The sequence below is a fragment of the Pedobacter cryoconitis genome (assembly GCF_001590605.1).
Lineage (GTDB): Bacteria > Bacteroidota > Bacteroidia > Sphingobacteriales > Sphingobacteriaceae > Pedobacter > Pedobacter cryoconitis_A.
Map to the genome: position 1 here is coordinate 4,006,270 of NZ_CP014504.1, position 21,035 is coordinate 4,027,304.

At 38.0% G+C, this 21,035-nt stretch carries 21 protein-coding genes; 6 read left to right on the forward strand and 15 right to left on the reverse strand.

Annotation, left to right across the window (positions count from 1 at the left end; all coding sequences use genetic code 11):
* Positions 1-22: 22 nt before the first annotated feature.
* Complete coding sequence (locus AY601_RS16575) at positions 23-1,924, reverse strand: class II glutamine amidotransferase (protein ID WP_068403067.1); 1,902 nt, start codon at positions 1,922-1,924, stop codon at positions 23-25.
* A 666-nt stretch (positions 1,925-2,590) separates the two neighbouring features.
* On the opposite strand from AY601_RS16575, the gene AY601_RS16580 reads away from it, so the two are divergent.
* Complete coding sequence (locus tag AY601_RS16580) at positions 2,591-3,508, forward strand: hypothetical protein (RefSeq protein WP_068403069.1); 918 nt, start codon at positions 2,591-2,593, stop codon at positions 3,506-3,508.
* Positions 3,509-3,673: 165 nt separating this feature from the next.
* Here AY601_RS16580 and AY601_RS16585 read toward each other — a convergent pair whose 3' ends face one another.
* Entirely contained in the window at positions 3,674-4,342 is a 669-nt protein-coding gene (locus tag AY601_RS16585; RefSeq protein WP_068403071.1) for a glycosyltransferase domain-containing protein, read from the reverse strand.
* A 298-nt stretch (positions 4,343-4,640) separates the two neighbouring features.
* Between AY601_RS16585 and AY601_RS16590 the strand changes: the two genes are divergently transcribed.
* The gene (locus AY601_RS16590) at positions 4,641-5,465 is read left to right on the forward strand and encodes a hypothetical protein (RefSeq protein WP_068403073.1); all 825 of its coding nucleotides are present in this window, start codon (positions 4,641-4,643) and stop codon (positions 5,463-5,465) included.
* A 41-nt stretch (positions 5,466-5,506) separates the two neighbouring features.
* Positions 5,507-5,782 carry a hypothetical protein gene (locus AY601_RS16595; RefSeq protein WP_068403075.1) on the forward strand — a complete coding sequence of 92 codons (276 nt, stop codon included), beginning with the start codon at positions 5,507-5,509 and terminating at the stop codon, positions 5,780-5,782.
* A gap of 152 nt (positions 5,783-5,934) precedes the next feature.
* Here AY601_RS16595 and murI read toward each other — a convergent pair whose 3' ends face one another.
* From murI to ubiE, 13 genes are all read right to left on the reverse strand, one after another.
* A complete protein-coding gene (gene murI / locus AY601_RS16600) occupies positions 5,935-6,759 on the reverse strand; it encodes a glutamate racemase (protein ID WP_068403077.1) in 825 nt (274 codons plus the stop codon).
* Between the two features lie 59 nt (positions 6,760-6,818).
* Positions 6,819-7,391, reverse strand: coding sequence for an OmpH family outer membrane protein (locus tag AY601_RS16605; protein ID WP_068403079.1), 573 nt, complete (start codon positions 7,389-7,391; stop codon positions 6,819-6,821).
* Positions 7,392-7,438: 47 nt separating this feature from the next.
* A complete protein-coding gene (locus AY601_RS16610; protein WP_068407637.1) occupies positions 7,439-7,966 on the reverse strand; it encodes an OmpH family outer membrane protein in 528 nt (175 codons plus the stop codon).
* 7 nt (positions 7,967-7,973) lie between these two features.
* A complete protein-coding gene (gene bamA / locus AY601_RS16615; protein ID WP_068403081.1) occupies positions 7,974-10,532 on the reverse strand; it encodes an outer membrane protein assembly factor BamA in 2,559 nt (852 codons plus the stop codon).
* A 63-nt stretch (positions 10,533-10,595) separates the two neighbouring features.
* Complete coding sequence (locus AY601_RS16620; protein WP_068403083.1) at positions 10,596-11,336, reverse strand: isoprenyl transferase; 741 nt, start codon at positions 11,334-11,336, stop codon at positions 10,596-10,598.
* 146 nt (positions 11,337-11,482) lie between these two features.
* Positions 11,483-12,304: a DUF6089 family protein gene (locus AY601_RS16625; RefSeq protein ID WP_084359321.1), complete on the reverse strand. Its 822-nt coding sequence runs from the start codon at positions 12,302-12,304 to the stop codon at positions 11,483-11,485.
* A gap of 1 nt (position 12,305) precedes the next feature.
* Positions 12,306-13,187: an NAD kinase gene (locus AY601_RS16630; RefSeq protein ID WP_068403085.1), complete on the reverse strand. Its 882-nt coding sequence runs from the start codon at positions 13,185-13,187 to the stop codon at positions 12,306-12,308.
* 38 nt (positions 13,188-13,225) lie between these two features.
* Positions 13,226-13,888, reverse strand: a complete 663-nt coding sequence (locus tag AY601_RS16635) for a CBS domain-containing protein (protein WP_068403087.1) — start codon at positions 13,886-13,888, stop codon at positions 13,226-13,228.
* A 2-nt stretch (positions 13,889-13,890) separates the two neighbouring features.
* Positions 13,891-14,655 (reverse strand): alpha/beta fold hydrolase, encoded by a 765-nt coding sequence (locus tag AY601_RS16640; RefSeq protein ID WP_068403089.1) that lies wholly within the window; start codon positions 14,653-14,655, stop codon positions 13,891-13,893.
* A gap of 170 nt (positions 14,656-14,825) precedes the next feature.
* Positions 14,826-15,272 carry a GatB/YqeY domain-containing protein gene (locus AY601_RS16645; protein WP_068403091.1) on the reverse strand — a complete coding sequence of 149 codons (447 nt, stop codon included), beginning with the start codon at positions 15,270-15,272 and terminating at the stop codon, positions 14,826-14,828.
* A 19-nt stretch (positions 15,273-15,291) separates the two neighbouring features.
* The gene (locus AY601_RS16650) at positions 15,292-16,047 is read right to left on the reverse strand and encodes an SDR family oxidoreductase (protein WP_068403093.1); all 756 of its coding nucleotides are present in this window, start codon (positions 16,045-16,047) and stop codon (positions 15,292-15,294) included.
* 117 nt (positions 16,048-16,164) lie between these two features.
* A complete protein-coding gene (locus AY601_RS16655; protein ID WP_068403095.1) occupies positions 16,165-16,941 on the reverse strand; it encodes an outer membrane beta-barrel protein in 777 nt (258 codons plus the stop codon).
* Between the two features lie 9 nt (positions 16,942-16,950).
* Positions 16,951-17,685, reverse strand: coding sequence for a bifunctional demethylmenaquinone methyltransferase/2-methoxy-6-polyprenyl-1,4-benzoquinol methylase UbiE (ubiE, locus tag AY601_RS16660; protein ID WP_068403097.1), 735 nt, complete (start codon positions 17,683-17,685; stop codon positions 16,951-16,953).
* A gap of 52 nt (positions 17,686-17,737) precedes the next feature.
* Here ubiE and yihA point away from each other — a divergent pair, with 52 nt between their 5' ends.
* Genes yihA through AY601_RS16675 form a run of 3 tightly spaced genes read left to right on the forward strand, consistent with a single transcriptional unit; the run spans position 17,738 to position 20,963 of the window.
* Positions 17,738-18,364: a ribosome biogenesis GTP-binding protein YihA/YsxC gene (gene yihA, locus AY601_RS16665; RefSeq protein WP_068403099.1), complete on the forward strand. Its 627-nt coding sequence runs from the start codon at positions 17,738-17,740 to the stop codon at positions 18,362-18,364.
* A 12-nt stretch (positions 18,365-18,376) separates the two neighbouring features.
* A complete protein-coding gene (locus tag AY601_RS16670; RefSeq protein ID WP_068403101.1) occupies positions 18,377-19,243 on the forward strand; it encodes a UbiA-like polyprenyltransferase in 867 nt (288 codons plus the stop codon).
* A gap of 4 nt (positions 19,244-19,247) precedes the next feature.
* Positions 19,248-20,963 carry a M3 family oligoendopeptidase gene (locus AY601_RS16675; protein WP_068403103.1) on the forward strand — a complete coding sequence of 572 codons (1,716 nt, stop codon included), beginning with the start codon at positions 19,248-19,250 and terminating at the stop codon, positions 20,961-20,963.
* The last annotated feature ends 72 nt before the right edge of the window (positions 20,964-21,035 follow it).

The following is a 21,035-nucleotide window of genomic DNA, read 5'->3' on the forward strand; positions in this document are numbered from 1 at the left end:
TTTTTTTATAATTTAACCTTGCTTAGTAAGCTCTCTGGTTACTTCCTTCTTTCCAGTTCACAAAAGCTTTGTTAACGACTTTGTTTCCACCTGGGGTTGGATAGTTACCTGAGAAATACCAGTCACCTGTATGATTAGGACAAGCAATATGTAAGTTATCCAGTGTCTGGTAAATTACTTCTACTTGTGCAACTGTATCAGCAGGGGTAATGATTTTTGTAATCTGTGCAGAGATTTCTTCCTGTTTGAAAGGTCTGTAAATATCTTTCACATGGTTTACAATTTCTTCTTTTGGTAACAATAAAGAAGCTTTACATTTCTGATATACTTCTTCAATAATATGTTCTAATCCGCGTTCTTTTAACAACTGTATCGCTGCTTCAAAGGCTACGAACTGACCTAATTTCGACATATCAATTCCGTAACAGTCAGGGTAACGGATTTGAGGTGCTGAAGAAACAATAATGATTTTCTTAGGGTGTAACCTGTCGATAATCTTGATAATACTTTGTTTCAGTGTTGTTCCTCTAACAATAGAGTCATCTACTGCAACCAGTGTATCTACATCATTTTTGATCACACCGTAAGTGGTATCGTAAACGTGTGCTACCATTTCTTTACGGTCAGCGTCAGCGGTAATAAAAGTTCGCAGTTTAACGTCTTTAATAGCCAGCTTTTCTACGCGTGGGGCCATAGAAAGTAATTCATCAAGTTCCGCGTCTGTCAGGTTTTCTTTACGTTCAATAAGTGTTTCCTTCTGGATCTTCTTAATGTGTTTGTGTACACCTTCTACTAAACCGTAGAATGAGATTTCAGCAGTATTTGGAATAAAAGAGAAAACTGTATTTTTCAAATCTGAGTTTACTGCAGTCAGGATCTGGTCAATCAATAGTCTTCCCAGTTGTTTTCTTTCTTTATAGATATCAGCATCACTGCCGCGGGAGAAATAAATACGTTCGAATGAACATGCTCTTTTTTCCTGTGGTTCTCTGAAGATTTCCTGGGTTACGGTACCGTCTTTTTTAACGATCAGTGCGTGTCCTGGTTTAATTTCCTGAACGCTGTTGATGCCTACGTTAAATGCAGTTTGAATTGCCGGACGCTCTGAGGCCGCTACAACAATTTCATCGTCCTGGTAAAAGTATGCCGGACGGATTCCTGATGGATCGCGCAGAATAAATGCGTCTCCGTTCCCTACAATTCCTGATATAGCGTATCCACCATCCCAGTTTTTAGCTGAACGGGTAAGGATATTCGCAATGTTCAGGTTTTGTGAGATTTTAGCAGTAATCTCTACGTTTGATAGTCCTTCTTTTTTATAAGTATCAAAAAGCTCCTGATTCTCATCGTCTAGGAAGTGACCGATTTTTTCCAATACAGTAACGGTATCAGCTTGTTCTTTCGGGTGTTGTCCCAGTTCGTATAATTGCTCCAGTAGTTCATCAACGTTAGTCATGTTGAAGTTACCTGCAATAACGAGGTTACGTGTCATCCAGTTGTTCTGACGAAGGAAAGGGTGACAGTTCTCTATACTGTTCTGACCGTGTGTTCCGTAGCGAAGGTGTCCTAACAATACCTCTCCTATGAAACTCACATTTTGTTTCAGCCATTCTGCATCCTGCATGAGTTCTGGTGTCTCATTTTGAATGTCTGCAAATTTACCCTGTACATATCCGAAGATATCTGCAACGGCATTCTGTGCCATCGACCTGTAACGGCTGATGTACCGGTGACCTGGTTTTACATCTAATTTGATTGTTGCAATTCCTGCGCCGTCCTGCCCTCTGTTGTGTTGTTTCTCCATCAAAAGGTATAGTTTGTTGAGTCCGTAAAGGGCTGTACCATACTTTTCCTGGTAGAATGAGAGAGGTTTTAAAAGACGGATAAAAGCAATTCCGCACTCGTGTTTTATCTGGTCACTCATTTGTTTGTGGTTTGAGCCGCAAATTTACCTTTAATAAAAGTCAGAACCTAGCTAAAAATACATTCTTTCATCAGCGAAATGTATGTTTTTAGGGGTGATGTAAGGGATCTGAAAAAAATAAAGACACGCTATGTTCGAGCTGGAAATTCCTTAGGCCCGAAGAGGGCAAAGAAAATTTAGGCTCTTCACATTAGCATGACTTTATTTTTTTCAGATTTCACACAGGTAAACCTCTAAAAATATACATGACGGGCTATAAGAAAGGATTGTAGTTTTAGAGACGGCCTTTCCTTTATTGTGCGGACATTTCATAGTTGACGTGCTGGTTTGGTTAACAAATATGATGCTGGTTCAAAGCCAGCCGTTAACTACAATTGGCTTGAATCAACTTCTTTATCAGTCGCTATGATTCTGGCCTACAGCCACCCGTTAACTACTAAATTAGGTATACCGTCTATTCCTATACCAGATATACCCTATTAGAAGAATTATCAGTTATAACCCGAACTATATAAAAGGTAATCCTCATTATGCTATAAGATGAGCTAAATAGCCTTCTAATCTGAGTTATGATGAGATATTACCATCTACATTATTTAGTGTCGTTATTTTATTTGTAAATTGCATGTTATGGACGAAAATTATTTATCCTGAATAATTATTATTATGAGATTTAATATCATCAGCTCCGCACAGAAATCAATATGGTTACTATGCTTTTTCCCCCTTCTTCTTTCGTGTAAGAAAACTCCTGCTCCTAATCCTACTCCGGAGCCCTCCGGCACCTCAGTTTTAACGACTACTGTCCCGAGTAATGTACTTTCCACAAGTATAACAATTGGTGGAAAGTACAATAGTCCTGATGGGGAAATAATTGAATCAGGGGTTTGTTACTCCAAACAGGAAAGTCCAACAACAGCAGATTCTAAAGTAATAAATCCGCTCCCGGGTGCCAGGATTTTTGATCTTAAAATAAATAATCTTTCCCCTGGTACTACCTATCATATCAGAGCATATGCAATCACTAATTACGGCACCTCGTATGGAAATGATGTTGCAGTGGCAACCTTACCCGTTGGAATTGCTATAGGAGCTATTTATCAGGGTGGAATGATCTTTTATATTGATAACACGGGCAAACATGGATTAATTGTTGCGCCTGCTGATCAATCCCGTGGAGAGGCAACCTGGGGATGTGCGGATATTTACATCCGGGAAGCTGAGAATGGATCTGGTCAGGTTAATACTAAAGCCATTTTAGACAAATGTAAAACACCGGGTATTGCTGCTGCGCTATGCGATAATCTAGTTATTGGTACCTACGATGATTGGTATTTACCTTCAATAAACGAACTGGATTTAGTGCATGGCCTGTTCGCTACAGGTAAAGCAGCTTCAATTGGCCTGGATGAAAATGCTATTTATTGGAGCTCTTCCCAGATGTCAGTAACGCTTAAAATTGGTGGTGGAAATCAAGGACAATATGCTTATGTATACAAAATGAATAAATCATCATTAATTGAATCCTCTACTTTAAAATCTGCGACCAATGCTGCATTTGTAAGAGCAATCCGATCATTTTAAAAATTATTTGATAGTATCTAAATATATTCCGTCAATTTCATAAAGAGTTTAGTTCATACAGTAATTATTGATACTTCTGTTGATATAATTACTGATAAACTCTTTATGAACGTTATTTCATTGTTTTCATTTGCCATTCCTGAAAATATTCATCGAATTTAAAACTTAGAAGAACATTCCAAAATCGTGTACTAAAAAGTTATTTTTCATCAGAATATGGGGATAAACTTTATATTTTATTTGATGTTTGTGGATCAGGTATGGCATGCTCAATTGGTCTTGAATGGAATATAATGTGTTATGGAGAAGCCAGTCAGTCATTAAATTATAGTCCCTATTTTGAATTAATCGGTTAGAATACATAAAACATCCACCAGCAAAAAGGGAATTATCAATAAAGGTTTCATCAGATAAATAAAGTTGCACTTGTTCATTTATTAATTCACCATCATAACGGTCATTTATATATTTAACTCCCTGACTCATCTTCAGGTTTATATAATCAAGTTCGTCTTTAATGGAGTTTCGTTTCGTATGGGCAAATAAAAACAGATCGTAGTCTTCGTCCACAAATTCCATCATATTGTCAACAAAGCCATCCAGTATGGTAAAAGTGGAATCTACCCATATGTAATAATCAAATCCAGGAGCTTGTAGCCAACACATCATCTTTGGAATTTTCCCCTTTAATCTGGGGTGCAGGCTGTTCACTCTGGAATGAATATTGGTATCATTGTAGCATGCTTGGTAGAAGGAGTAATCTTGATTTGAAAGGGTAGTTTCAATACTTAATTCTTTAATATTTTCACCAAAGGCCGCAGTAATTAATAGCATCTTTTTGATCTCTTAAATATTATTATTTAAGATAATTAATGTTTAACAATAGTTTATGTTTTGGAAAATTTGGGGGCAATTGTCCGTAAAACAGGGTCTTTTAGGATAAAAAATGGGATAAGTGTAAATATAAATTTATTCGACCCCGGCTTCTTTAGTCTTTTTTTGAGCTTGAATAATTTTAATGCATACTAAAGTCTTTTTTCTGGTACCAATTTTGTCAAATGGTAGTTTATTGAAATTTTCAAAACAGCAATTAAACTGTAATTAACTAGAAATAAATAGCTTATCATTTAATATGAATCAGACACAAGATCCAGGTGCTTTAAATAGCAAACATAGTCCAGGAAAGGGCTTTACTTACTTCGCAATTTTTATACTTATTTTATTCTCGGCAATCTCAGGTTTCATTTATTTTGGAGCAATTGTGGCAGTGCAAGAAGGAAAGGTGAGCTTTTCAGGGGATATCAGCGTACTTTATTGGGCAATTGCATTTATTATGGCGCTTGGCGTGGGTATATTATTACTGGCACTAAAACAAAGTAAAGGCAAGACTTTTTATTTATATGAGAAAGGGATCGTAATTGAAGGAAACGGACAAAGTAAGACCCAGCTTTTTGAGGATTTAGAAGATCTCTACTTATTCAGCTCAGGACGTACTTTTTTAACGAATAACATTGCTTTCCGGAATAGAAAAGATGGAAATTGGGAAACTATAACTGCCCGCTACCCTAAAGTGTTTAAGGCTATTGATTTTATAACTACTCAGCATGAGGCTTTGTATGTCCCCAAGGCTTTAAAGGAATTGGAAGCGAATAAGAGCGTTACTTTTCATTATATCGACTATGATACAGCATTAGGTAAAAAGCTGTTTGCTACAGGCACTCAATCTTTTTTAAATGTACAGTCAAAAGAGATTATTGTCACCAGGGATCACCTTGCCATCGATTCTACAAAAATCAGGATATCAGAGTTGAATCACTTTGCTGCAAATAATTGGATTAGTAAAATCAGCTTGCGTGATAAAGAAAACAACACAGTTTTCAGTACAGCTACAAACGGAATTTTTAGCGGTAAGAGCTTCGTATCCTTAATGGACAGGCTGATCAATCACACAAAATAATAAATTACAAAATAAAATCACTTTTAAGACTATTCAATATTATGATTATCTACAAAGGCTGGGGCCCGCTAGCCCTTCTAATTCCAGTTGCTACTATTCTGATTGGTATATTCTTCTTTGGGAAGAATGGAAATGCAGGACTTGAACTTTTCCTTTACTGTCTTTTATGCTCAGCTCCTTTGGTTTTTATAACCGGGTTAAGATTAAATAGAAAATCTGTCCACGATCTTTATTTTATTCCACTACAATACTGGGGTATCATATGGGGAGTTATTGCAGCAGCGATCCTAATTTACAAATACATACAAGGCTATTAAATATTAATTCCATCAATTGATTTCATGAAGAGTTTAGTTGCATGGGGTAATTATTGATACTCCCATCGATACAACTATTGATAAACTCTGCATGAAATCAATAACAATTATGAGTCTAAAGACTACCTTTTTATCTCCCGGAAATCTCTCCCCTACAAGCTAACCTGACTCGAAACCACCTCTCGTGAAAAGAATATCGAAGCACTCTGATCAAATACTTTGCTATCTCCCGTCGTGTAAAAACTCATCTCTCCCTCCTTCGTCAATACCCCTGCTAGCTCAGGATGCCTTTTTAAGTAGTCAACCAAGCTCTCAGCTACAATATCACCCTGAGCAACCAGCTTAACACCTTCCGGTAAATAACCAGCTATCTTAGGCACTAATAACGGATAATGCGTACAAGCCAGTAAAATTGCATCAATATCCCCCGACTTTGCCAACAACTCATCAAGATACTTCTTCACAAAATAATCAGCACCCGCGCTCCCATGCTCATTATTCTCAATCAGCGGAACCCACATCGGACAACTCTGCTGAACCACATTTAACGCAGGAAACTGATGATGGATCTCTATCGGATAAGAATCAGAATTAACCGTTCCCCTGGTTCCCATTACCCCAATTGTATTTGACTCCGTATAAGTACCAATTACTTCTGCTGTAGGACGGATAACACCCAGCACACGGTATCCCGGATACTTTACCGGTAACACCTTCTGCTGAATTGTACGCAATGCCTTTGCCGAAGCCGTATTACAAGCTAAGATTACCAGCGGGCAACCCTGCGCAAACAACCACTCCACACATTCTAAGGTATACTGATAAATCGTCTCAAAAGAATGGTCCCCATAAGGAGCCCTGGCATTATCACCGAAATAGATATAATTATAATCAGGCAATGATTTCGCGATGGACTCAAATACAGTCAGACCACCATAACCCGAATCAAAAACACCAATAGATTTCTTATTTATCATGACAAAAAAAACGGCACCGGGGAAATACCCGGTGCCGCAATTTAAATATTTTTTAAATACTATTTTTTAGGAGCAGCAACTGCAGATGCAGAGATACCTAATTTAGCTTTAACTAAAGCAGTAACATCGTCACCACCTTCCCACGCTAATAAGTTGTTTGCACCATTCTGTGCAGAACTATCAAATACATAAGCTAAACCTTTTTCTCTGGCTACAGCTTTAACTGCAGTTTGGAATTTAGCATTTAAAGGCGCTAATAACTCACCTTGTTTAGTCGCAATATCTTGTTGAGCTTTTTGGCTTGCTTCACCGATACGTTTTTCCATATCTTGTAATTCAACACCCATAGCTTGTAATTCTTTACCAACTGTTTCTTTGTTAGCTTCGCTCAAAGTTTTGTTTTTAGCAACTGCAGCTTCATACTTCACAGTGTACTCACTTCTCATTTTTTCAATCTCAGCTTGTTTTTGTTTTTGAAGAGTCTCTAAAGTTGCTGATGCAGTTTTTGCTTCAGGCATAACAGCAAAAATAGCTTCAGAATCCAGATGTGCAATTTTTTGTTGAGCACTAGCAACATTAGCAGTAAACATAAGGCCAGCTGCCACAAAAAATACGTTAATTAACTTTCTCATTTCTATTGTTCTTAATAATTGTTTTTAAAATTTATTTGGGTGTGTCTCTATTTTACGGTATTTGGTTTATAACCCAATCTGATAATAACGTCATTACTCAGGTCATAATTGCTGCTTGCATAAATCATCATTGTCGCTTCACTGCTCTTATCAAAGATAAAATCAAGGAACTTTGTTTTAGCTAAATCAGCAATCACACCAGTTACTTTATCCTGAATAGGTTTAAGCAACTTTGCCCTGGTTTGGAAAAGCTCTCCCTCAGGCCCAAATTTCTGGCGCTGAAACTCCTTAGCTGCTTTTTCCTTTTCGATAATATCATTCTCTCTGCGCTTACGCATATCATCAGTCAATAACACCTGATCTGCCTGATAAGCCTTGTACATTTTGTCAATCGCCGTAAAGTTAGCATCAACTTCTTTTTGCCACTGCTGAGATAATACATTCAGCTGGTTCTGCGAAGACTTATATTCAGGTAAATTCTTAAGGATATACTCTGTATCAACATAAGCGAACTTTTGTGCAAAAGCACCAAAACCTGCGAAAACTAAAACCCCGATTAAAATAATTTTTCTCATTTCTCTATTAATTAAAACCACCCAATTGCTGAGCAATACTAAATGTAAAGTTCTGTTTACCACCATTAGCCTGACCAGGAATATTATCAAACGGAAATCCGTAATCAATACCTAACATACCAAATATCGGTAAAAATATTCTAGCACCAATACCTGCAGATCTTCTCACGTTAAACGGATTGAACTCTGAAAAACGATTCCAGGTATTACCACCCTCAGCAAAGCCCACAAGATACGCAGTTGCTTGCTGACTTGCAATAACAGGATATCTTAATTCCATAACATATTTAGTATAAATCGGACTTCCTGAATTTGTTGCAGTTTGAATCTGTCCGCTGGTTGTTGCAGTTGCAGGAGTTACTGCACTATTCGCATAACCACGCATGGTAATAATCTCAGATCCCTGAAGGAAATCAAATCCCTGCATACCATCACCACCCAGTTTAAATCTCTCGAACGGAGACTGACCAACTGCATTGTTATAAGAACCTAAGAAACCGAACTGAGCCTGACCTTTAAGTACCAGTTTACCCATTACTCTCTGGAACCACTGCCCCTCAAATTTCCATTTATGGTATTCAGTAAATTTATAACGTTGCTTATCAGATGCAGTTGCATAGTTGGTATGATTTAACAACGAATAAGGAGGGGTTGCCTGGATTGTAAATTTGAAATAAGAACCTTCAGTAGGGAAGATTGGTGAATTTCTTGAATCTCTGCTAATCTCCTGTGTTAAGTTGAAGTTATAAGACGTTCCTGTATTAAACAAATATCCAGGATAGTTATTCAATACATATTGTTGCATATTGATGGCATGTGAAATCTGGAAATAGTTATCTGGCCATTTTAATCTTCTTCCTAAACTTACAGTAATACCGTTTAAGCGGATACGTTGTGCAGACTGCCCAACATCAACACCATTCGAAGAAAGTGACGTAAATGCACTTAAACCGAAACTCACTGGTTTCTTTCCACCTAACCATGGCTCAGAGAAAGAGAAACTGTAAGACTGATAGTATTTACCATTCGTCTGACCACGAAGACTCAACTTCTGACCATCACCTTTTGGAAGAGGCTTGTAAGCTTTTGGATTTAATATATTTCTTAAAGAGAAGTTATTAAAAGTTAAACCAATTGTTCCAATGATACGGCCACCACCGAAACCACCAGATAATTCTACTTGATCAGAAGGTTTCTCTTCTACAGCATATTCAATATCAACCGTACCATCCGAAGGATTTGGTTTTGGAGTTGGTACAGTTTTAGACTCATCAAAGTTACCCAGCTGACCAAGGTCACGTACCGTACGAACCAATAAATCTTTAGAGAACTTATCACCTGGTCTTGTACGTACCTCACGCAACACTACCCTGTCATTTGTAATCGTATTTCCTTTTACAGTAATTCTGTTATTAGTATACTGAGGACCTTCATAAATCCTTACTTCTAAGTCTACAGTATCATTGTATATTTTTGTCTGAACAGGCTCCACATTAAAAGTCAGGTAACCATCGTTCAGGTAAATACTAGATACATCATCACTTTCTGCACCATTACCATGAAGCTTGGTATTTAACTTTTCTTCACTGAAAACCTCACCTTTCTCAATACCTAATACTTTGTTCAGATCTTTCGTTGCATATTTTGCATTTCCTGACCAGGTAATATTTCCAACATAATATTTCGGGCCTTCGTATAGATCGATCTTAACACCAACAGATTTTTTATTATACAGGTAAGTCGTATCCTTGATGATCACCGCATCACGGTAACCTTTTTCCTGCATTTTAGCAATCAGCTTTTCCTTATCTTCCTTATATTTCTCCTTACTGAATTTACCAGAACCGAATACTTTATAGAAAGCCTGTTGTTTAGTCTTCTTCAAATACTTGCGTAAAGTAGAAGCCTTGAATTCTTTGTTACCCGTAAAATTGATCTCGTGAACTTTTACCTTGTTTCCTTTGTCTACAAAAACCTGTAACACCACCCCATTCTCCATGTTTGGATCAGGCTTGGTTTTATAGTCTACCTTTGTAAAGAAATAACCTTTTTCTGCCAGGTATTTATTGATGATCCCCGTTGTACTGTTGTAAGTATTCTCGTTGATAATTGTCTTGCCTGATTTAGAATTCAATTTCTCGGTAATATCTGTTTTTTGAGATTTACTCAGTCCGTTCAGCTCAAACGAACTTAAACGTGGTCTTTCGACTACTTTAATATCAAAATAAACAGTATCCAGGACCATTTTCGTGATATCAAGTTCAATATCATCAAACAATCCCTGTGCCCAAAGTGTTTTAATTGCATTGGAAGTTGCCTCCCCCGGAAGTAATATTTTTTCACCTTTAATTAATTTGGAAAGTGTAATAATAACTTCCTTATCAATAAACTTGGCGCCACTTAATGTCGTTCCCCCTATTGTATATTCTTTAGGCTGAAAATAATCCATGTCCGTACCGCTGACTTTCAAGCTGGGGGTATTAGGATTGGACTTTGGACGGGTAATTTGTGCCATTGCCGGTGAGCCGATCAATAGCAATAATATGAGTTGGTATATTCTTTTCATTTACATTCTAAAAAACGTTGCTAAGTTAATTTAAACACATGTTAAAAAGTGTTAAAAGTAAAATTAGTTCAACTGTTCACTAATTTTACCGAAGCGACGTTCGCGCTTTTGGTAGTCCACAATAGCTTCAAAAAGGTCTTCTCTTCTGAAGTCCGGCCACAAAGTCTCCGTAAAATACAGCTCGCTGTAAGCCATCTGCCAAAGCAGAAAATTACTTACCCGATGCTCTCCACTGGTACGGATCATCAACTCCGGATCTGGCATATTTACAGTAGTTAATTGAGAAGAAAACTGTGCCTCATCAATCTCATCCACTTTAATTTTACCATCCTGCACTAGCAAAGCAAGCTTTTTTGCAGCCTCCAGAATCTCCCATTTAGCACTATAACTCAAAGCAAGAGTCAAAGTACAAGTGGTATTTCCCGCAGTTTTCTCCATCGCGCTTTTTAAATCATCAATACATTGCTGAGGTAAAGAGGCAATGTCACCAATGGCATTCAGCCTGATGTTATTTTTATTCAATGTATCTGTTTCATTGTTGATTGTAGCAATCAGCAATTCCATCAAAGCATTGACTTCATCAATAGGTCTGTTCCAGTTTTCCGTAGAAAAAGCATAGATTGTCAGGTATTTTACGCCAATATCCGCACACCCTTCTACAATATCTTTTACAGATATTACCCCGCTTTCATGACCGAAAGATCTGAATTTACCTTGATTTTTAGCCCATCTTCCATTCCCATCCATAATAATAGCGATGTGTTCCGGTAAGCGACTAGTATCGATTTGTTCTTTAAATCCCATTTATTTGTGCAAATATGGCTAAAATGTCTAACATACTGAAGAATGGCAGGTTAGAAAGCTTCAAAGTTATAAGATATTTTGTTTATTTCTACCATAAACTTAGCAGGATAAGTTGATTTTAAGATATGGGAGGTGAATAAAAGAGTCTAAAAACTATAACACTTATCAGAAGTAAACGTATAAGAAAGCCCTATATGTACATAAAAGTAAGTGTCATTCTTAACAAAATTACCACGCTGCCCACCTGGGGTGAAATTTGGACGGTTAGGATCATTTGGATAACGAGGCACAGAAGGATCTGAAAGATTAACGCCCCCAGGATTTTTACTACTTGAACCACTTATCACAGGTGATGCCGGATATCTCTCCCCCACATCATCCAGATAATCTGTTTTTGCAGTCCGGTAACCTAACTGCGTAAACAGCCCAAGCCGCTCCCCTATCCTATACTTCATCCCTATTCCATAAGGAATACTTATAGCATAGTTTTTATACTTTTTGCCTTCAGTCTGATAGTATCTTAACTCGAAGGTTTCTCCATTATAAGTCGCCTTGGGATTAAACAATACCCCGCCGGCTCCTGCGAATATATAAGGCGTAAAATTCTTTATTCCACCACCAGAAAAGTAATCCAGAAAGTTAAAATCGACCTGTAAACTCAGTTCATTCAGCGAAGTAGAAAAGTTAAGATTCCGGGTTTTAAGACTTAAGTCGTCAGAATTTGCATCATCTCCTTTGATTTTTCCATAATTATAATGGATACCAACCGCCCAGTAAGGATTAAAATTACGCTTTACATAAGCACCAAAAGCAATACCGCTGGGCTTAAAAAGATGATTAGGATTAATATCCCCGATATACCCTGCAGCACCGGCATTCACACCTAATTCCATTGTCTGCGCCACCACAGTACCAGAGAAAACACAGCTCAGTCCTATAGAAAATATGATCTTTTTTAAGCTCTTCATGTTAATAATTACGGGTATCAATTCCCCAAAGCAATTTGTTCCTTAAGGTAGTCAGATAACTTTCATTATTCAAACGAATAAGGTTCACATGAAAAGCAGCCTTATTCACTGTTATTTTCACAGACCTGTCTACCGTAGCAGTCCTTGAATCGCAGGATACCAGGAATTTAGTACTCCGCGCCTCTACTTCAAACCGCAAGCTGACATCATCAGGAATAATGACTGGTCTTACATTCAGGTTATGTGGAGCGATCGGTGTAATGACAAAATTCTGTGCACTTGGAAATATGATCGGACCGCCGCAGCTCAATGAATAAGCCGTAGAACCCGTAGGCGTGGCAATAATTAACCCATCTGCCCAGTATGAATTGATAAACTCATCATTCATATACGCATGGATAATCATCATTGCTGTATTATCACGTCTGTGGATAGTGATATCATTCAGTGCGAAATTCTCATCACCAAAAAGATTATGCTTAGACTCTACGTTAAGTAAAGTCCGTTTATCAAGCGAATATTGCTTATTGACTAAAGCCTCAATCGCATTTCTGATTTCATTTTTATTGATACTCGCCAAAAAACCAAGCCTTCCAAAGTTAATTCCTATAACCGGAATCCCAGAATCTCTGATTAAAGCAAGCGTATCCAGCAACGTCCCATCCCCACCCAAACTTATCAGGATTTCTGCATGATCGCGTAGTTCCAGGTGATTGGAAAAGGTTTCAACATGGGCAGGGAGCTTTACTTTATCTTCAATAAACTCATTGTACTCCTTGTGGACAATCGTTTCAATCCCATAATATTCAAGGGCATTAAAAACTTCTTGCACGAAAGGCAAAACGCTGTTATTGAACTCTCTGCCGTAAATTGCAATCTTCATTTAGCTAATATTGTACGTTGAATGGTTACTGGAATGAATTAGACATTTAAATAACTCATTAACAAATTATATCTGTCTTCCGTTCCGTTGTCCTGAGTGGTGCTGTTAAAAACCGCTTTCACCTGGTAATCATATCTCTCAAAAGCAGATATGATTCCAGATAATTCAGTTTTATTAATTTTCAGCGTCACCTCTAACCGTGTAGAATCTGGAAAGTTCTGCACATAAGAGGATAAGATTTGTGCATTATCAGCTTCAACAATCTGAGCCATATGCGACAAAGAGTTATTGCGGTTATTAATTTCCAGAACGATAATCCCTCCTGGTTCTTTAACGGCAAAAATATCTGAGGTATACTTTAATAAGTCATGTATAGAAATTACACCCAGATAATTCTTTTTATAATCCAGTACCGGCACTAAAGAAAGCTTCAGCTGATCGAATATCCTGATTACATCGTAAACATGTACATCCTGATAAACAAAAGGGTTAAGAATAGTTAAAGAAAGACCTCCAATAGGCTCTTCCACATTTCTTATTTCCAATAGATGATCTTCGGCCACAATGCCAAGAAACTGGCCATTGTTCAATACTGGTAAATGATTCAACTTGAACTCAGCCATTCTATCCAAAGCAGTATGTACCGTTTCAGAAGTCTGTAACGGCAGTATTGAATTTGATATGAGTTCAGATGCAAACATTGTTATTTCAGTAAAATTCTATCTAAGAAAGTACTCAGATATTGGTTAAAAATTTCAGGATGCTCCATCATAGGAACATGTCCGCATTTATCAACCCAGTTTAATTCCGAATTAGGCAGCAGCTGATGAAATTCTTCAGCTACATCCGGCGGAGTTACCTGGTCATTTTTTCCCCAGATCAAAGAAACAGGGATGGTAATTTTATTCAGTTCCTTAGACATATTATGGCGGATAGCAGATTTTGCCAAAGCCAGAATACGGATAACTCTTGAACGGTCATTAACTGTTTTAAAAATCTCATCTACCATTTCTTTTGTAGCGATAGAAGGATCATAGAACGTGAATTCAACCTTTTCACGGATATAATCATAGCTCTCTCTTCTTGGGAAAGTACCACCAAAAGCATTTTCATATAAACCAGAACTACCAGTTAATACCAATGCTTTTACACTTTCCTGATGTGCCGCTGTAACGACCAGCCCAAGATGCCCGCCTAATGAATTTCCGATCAGGACAACCTGTCCCAGTTTTTTAAACTTTATAAATTTATGAATGTACTTTGCTAAACTCTTAACACCTAAAGTAAGGATTGGCAATTCATATATAGGCAAAATTGGTACTAGTATACGGTAATTCTCCTTGAAATGATCAATAACCGGTTCCCAATTGCTCAACTCGCCCATCAAACCATGAAGTAATACCAGGGTTTCGCCTTTTCCGGCCTCTATATACTTAAACCCATCCTCTTCTATTACTTCGTATTTCATGTATATATATATTTCTGTAAATGTTTCCCGGAATGGTTACTGACACAATGGTGTCCGGTTCATCATTGTTGCTAAAGATACGCTACTAAGTTAGTCGCCTGATTTTATTTTAAACAAAAAAAACTATTATTTTTAAAAAATAATTCTTTACAGATACCATCTAACACAATTTATGCCAATTGACTTTTAACAATTTCAGCTATCAATTTGCCATCTGCCTTACCAGCCAGTTCTTTATTTGCCAGCCCCATAATACGGCCCATATCTTTTACCGTAACTGTACCAGCATCTGCTATCAACCTGGCAATCAGAACTTCTACTTCTTCTTTGCTCAATTGCTGTGGCATAAACTGACTGATTACAGTAATTTCTTCGTCTTCAATCACAGCCAGATCTTCTCTACCCTGTTGTTTATAAATATCAGAAGATTCTTTTCTTTGTTTAATTAAACGCTGAAGGATTTTCATTTCAGCATCTTCAGTAATTTCTTCAGCCGATCCTTTTTCCGTTCTTGCGACTAATAATGCAGCTTTAATTGCGCGTAAACCTCTTAATGCAGCCTGATCTTTAGCTAACATTGCTTTTTTTATTTCCTGATCTATAATTGCAGATACCATATTTTTTTAAGCTTTTATTCTAATTTCTATTGACTACTGTTGCTGATGCCTGTGCAGTTGGCATAATCAGCATATCATTTATATTTACATGTGCAGGGCGGCTCACAGCAAACCAGATTGCATCAGCAATATCCTGTGCCAATAAAGGAGATAACCCTTCATATACCTTTTTCGCCTTGTCTTCATCTCCTTTGAAACGGACTACAGAAAATTCTGTTTCTACCATACCAGGATTAATTGCAGTTACTTTGATACCATGCGGAAGCAGATCCAGACGCATTCCTTTATTTAGGGCATCCACTGCATGTTTTGTTGCACAATAAACATTTCCGTTTGGATAAACTTCTTTGCCTGCAATAGAACCAATATTGATGATGTGCCCTTTCTTTGCAGCGATCATCCAGTTGGAAACTATTTTAGTCACATAAAGTAAACCCTTTACGTTGGTATCTATCATTGTATCCCAATCATTGGTATCCCCGTTTTGAATCGGATCCAATCCCTGGCTTAAACCTGCATTGTTAATTAACACATCAATCTTTTTCCAGTCTTCAGGCAAGCTTTCAAAAACTTCCTTCAACACTGAATTGTCTCTTACATCTGCAATAAGTGTTTTGACCTCTATTGCATATTTATCTGCTAAGTGTTTAGCAACCTCGTTCAATTTTTCTTCTCTTCTGGCCACCAAAACCAATTGATACCCTTGTTGTGCAAATAAGTGTGCACATGATTTCCCTATACCTGAAGTCGCGCCTGTAATTAATGCAGTTTTCATAAATCAATTTTTATTATCGGTAATGAAGCTATTTTTTTTACCGGGAATATTTACGCACCAAAAACGAGTTTAGCTATACCCTTTCAAACAAAGCTATTAAAATTCACTTAGGCTACATCATTCAAAGAATAAACTGAATGTCACATGACGCAACATCAATTTATCGATCGGATTATTATAAGGATTAACCTCTGTTCTGTCTACAATATCATTCAATGAGTAAGACAACTTGATTTCCGGAGACATTTTAAAATACTCGAAATACAGATCCAATCCAAAAGCCGCTTCTAAAGACCAGTAGCTCTTCTTATTTTTCAGGAACTTGAACTCTTCATCTAATGGTGAATCGTCCGACTTTTTCTTGGAAGCGATATCCATCGAATATTTTGCCCCATATAACATATAAGCCCTGAAGTTATTTCTTCTGTCAGACTTGATTTTGATACCCAATGGAAATTCAACCATCGTAGCAACCACTTTCTTTTCAATAGCACTGGTCAAGGCTGGATTATTCGCCTGATTGCCGCCAATATTCGTATAAGGCCCATATTCATACTCCATCAGCCTGTCCGTAAAAACCAATGTTGGCGTTAACCTCACATCGATATGATTATTAACCCTGCCATTGACTACGAAACCAATTCCAAATCCTGGAGAAGATTTACCGTACATCGTATTCAATGAATCTGTGATCTTACCCCTTGACGGATCAACAATTGACTGATAAGGAGTTCTCCAATTCTCCTTTTTCCTGAGCTTATAAGAAGATCCTGTATACTGAAAAGTAAACCCAAAGTGTACATTCTCATCATCAACACCGCCACCCCAGTTTTGAGCTCTGGCAGCAGCGACTGAAAAAAGAAGAACAAGAAGCAGGCTTATTTTTAATTTCATCTGAATGGATTAACCTTTGATTCCGGTATATATTGTACTGATCCCAAAGGTCAGTGGTCTGTGTTTAGTCGTTTTGTAACCCACTTTATCCATCACTGCAATAAAAGACTTTCCATCAGGAAATGCCACTGCCGATTCATTAAGATACGTATAAGCTCTGGCATCCTTTGAGAATATTTTCCCGAAAAACGGCAATATAGATTTAAAATAAAAATTATACAATTGTTTCACCGGGAACGCCACTGGTTTTGAAAACTCCAGGATTACGACTTTTCCACCTGGTTTTAATACCCGCAGCATGTCTGACAATCCCTTTTCAAGATCCTGATAATTACGGACCCCAAAAGCAACTGTAATGGCATCAAAATGATTGTCCTCAAACTTAAGACCTTCCGAATCTCCGATTTCTACACTAAAAATATCCTGTAAATTGCGATCTGTGATTTTTTTACGGGCTACTTCAAGCATTCCGGCAGAAATATCTACGCCTGTTATTTTTTTAGGATGAAGTATTTTGATCGCCTCAAAAGCAAGGTCACCCGTTCCTGTAGCTACATCCAAAATATGTTGCGGCTTCAGTGCTGACAATTCACGAATGGCCTTTTTACGCCATAGAATGTCTATTCCTGCAGAAAGGAAATGATTCAGGAAGTCATAAGTACCAGCAATATTATCAAACATTGTGGTCACTTGCTCCTTTTTCGTGATCGTAGCTGATTGGTATGGAGTTATTTTTTCGTTCATGGTGTGTCGCAAAGATAAGTATTGTTGAAAACTAATTTTCTACCTTTGTCAAATGATTATAAAATCAGCAACATTTATTTGCAGTAATACCAAGATTTCGGCACTGCCAGTAGCCAACATGCCCGAATATGCTTTTATTGGCCGCTCAAACGTAGGAAAGTCGTCCCTGATCAATATGCTTGTTAACCAGCATGGATTGGCAAAAACGTCTCAAAAACCAGGAAAAACACAGTTAATTAACCACTTTTTGGTCAACGAGAAGTGGTATATCGTCGATTTACCAGGTTATGGATATGCGAAAGTTTCTAAAAACAGCCGTGAAAGCTGGGAAAAGTTCATCCGTAATTACATCACCAAAAGAGAAAGTTTACAATGCGTATTCGTTTTAATTGACAGTCGTATCCCGCCACAAAAGATTGATATTGAGTTTTGCTGCTGGATGGGAGAAATCCAAATCCCGTTTGTACTGGCCTTTACCAAGACCGATAAGCAGTCTACGTCTAAAACACATCAGAATATAGCACTCTTCAAAAAAGAACTTTCAGGATGGTTTGAAGAAATCCCACCAATATTTACGACCTCAGCAGAGAAGTTAATTGGAAGAGATGAGATCCTGAACTTTGTTGACCAGACCAATCTTGACTTTGCAATGCCTATCCTGACGCCAGAAGAAGATTAACAGCACCTTTAAATGAAGAAGTATTTTTCACTCGTGCTTTTTGCACATTCAGTCTTCGCATTACCCTTTGCGATGATTGGTTTCTTTTTAGGAGTTACCACTACGGATCACCCTTTCAACTGGGTGATTTTGTTGTTAGTACTCCTTTGTATGGTATTCGCCAGAAATTCTGCCATGGCCTTTAACAGGTATCTGGACAGAGACATTGATGCGAAAAATCCGCGGACTAATATGCGTGATATTCCCGCAGGAAAGGTCTCTGCGAATGAAGCACTGATCTTTGTCATTGCGAACTGTGTGCTTTTCATTGTGACCACAGCATTCATTAATCCATTATGCCTGTACCTCTCTCCTGTTGCACTTTTTGTAGTCTTGTTTTATAGCTATACCAAAAGATTTACCGCGTTATGCCATATGGTACTCGGACTGGGCTTATCCCTTGCTCCAATTGGTGCCTATATTGCTGTAACCGGTCACTTCGCGCTGGTGCCTGTCCTTTATTCGCTGGCCGTATTATTCTGGGTGAGTGGCTTTGACATTATTTATGCTTTGCAGGATGAAGAATTTGATAAAGGAGAGAAATTACACTCCATCCCTTCCGCTCTGGGCAGAAAAAAAGCACTCAGATTATCAGAATTCTTACATGCCCTGTCTGCAATCTGTGTGATCCTGCCGATTGTATTTTCTACTTTCAGCTGGGCGTATTACATTGGCGTAACCTTCTTTTGTTCGATGTTAATCTATCAGCATCTGCTGGTTAAACCCAATGACATCAGCAAAGTGAACAAAGCATTTGCGACGACCAATGGATTCGCCTCTGTGATTTTTGCAGCCTGCTTTTTGCTCGATGCTTTTTTAAGAACAATTTTCAAATTCTAAACCGATGAGCAATCTTATCATTACGAAAAAAAACAGGACTTATATTCCGCAGACACTGGAGATTAAATGGGAAAACCTTTCTCCTGTGCTGGATGAATTGTTAGACAGAAAAATTACCAATGTCGGCGAGCTTGAAAAATGGCTGCAAGACAAAAGTGAATTTGAAGCTGCACTGGAAGAAGACTTTGCCTGGAGATATATCAAAATGAGCTGTGATACTGCCAATGAAGAATTGGTGAGCAGCTTTCAGTATTTCGCTACAGAGATTGAGCCGAAGATCTCTCCTGTTGCAAATTTATTAAACCAAAAACTCGTTGACAGTCCATTTATTGAAGAACTGGACCAAACTAAATACTTTGTTTATTTACGCGCAATTAAAAAAGCACTGGAAATTTACAGAGAAGAAAACGTAGAACTGTTTACGAAACTACAAATCACCCAGCAAAAATACCAGGCCACTACCGGGGCAATGAGTGTGGTGATCAATGACAAGGAATACACTTTAGAACAGGCAGCTGTTTTAACGAAAGATATAGACAGAGCGGTGCGTCAGCAGGCATGGGAAACTATCCAGCAACGTCGCCTGGTAGATAAAGATGCTTTAAACATTGTGTTTGATGAGTTGGTAGCGATGCGTCATGAGGTATCGCTGAACGCAGGGTTTGAAAACTACAGAGACTATATGTTCCAGGCTTTAGGCAGATTTGATTATAGCGCGAAGGATTGTTACGCATTTCATGAAGCGATAGAAAAAGAAATCGTACCTATCTTAAAAGAGCAAGCAGAGAAAAGAGCTGAGTTATTAGGCCTGGAAGAATTGAAGCCTTGGGATATGGAAGTCAGCACTTCTGGTAAAGCGGCCTTGAAACCTTTCAAAAACGGTGAAGAGCTGATTGAGAAAACTATCGCTGCTTTTAATGCAATTGATCCTAAATTAGGTCATATGCTTTCGATTATGAAAGCGAATAACCTATTTGATGTAGAAAGCAGAAAAGGTAAGGCTCCGGGAGGATATAACTATCCACTGGCCGAAACTGGTGCACCTTTTATTTTCATGAACTCTGCGGGCTCATTAAGAGACCTCACTACTATGGTTCACGAAGGCGGTCACGCCATCCATACTTTTTTGACGGCAAACCTGGAATTGAATGACTTTAAACATTGTCCTTCGGAAGTTGCAGAATTAGCTTCCATGAGTATGGAATTAATTTCAATGGATCAATGGGACATTTATTTTGATAACCCTGCCGATCTGGTCCGTGCTAAAAAAGAGCAGTTACAAGATGTTCTGAAAACTTTGCCTTGGGTAGCAGTAATTGATCAGTTCCAGCACTGGATTTATACGAACCCTACACATAATGCTGCCGACAGAGAGGTAGCTTTCAAACAGATCTATGAAAGATTTGGTGCAGGCTTTTCTAACTGGGATGGTCTGGAGCAGGAGTTTGGTAACATCTGGCAAAAACAACTGCATCTTTTTGAAGTTCCTTTTTATTATATAGAGTATGCGATTGCGCAGTTAGGTGCAATTGCGATCTGGAAAAATTACAAAGAAAATCCTGAAAAAGCGTTACAGCAGTATTTGGATGCTTTAGCTTTGGGTTATACCAAACCAATGAATGAGATTTACGAAACTGCGGGTATCAAATTCGATTTTAGCAGCGAATATATTAAAGAACTAGCTTCCTTTGTAAAAGAGGAATTAGATAAATTAGATTAATTTTTTATACTTTGAGCCAATTGACGCGTGTCTGTATAGCAGATACGCGTTAAGCTGACCTAAAACCACATC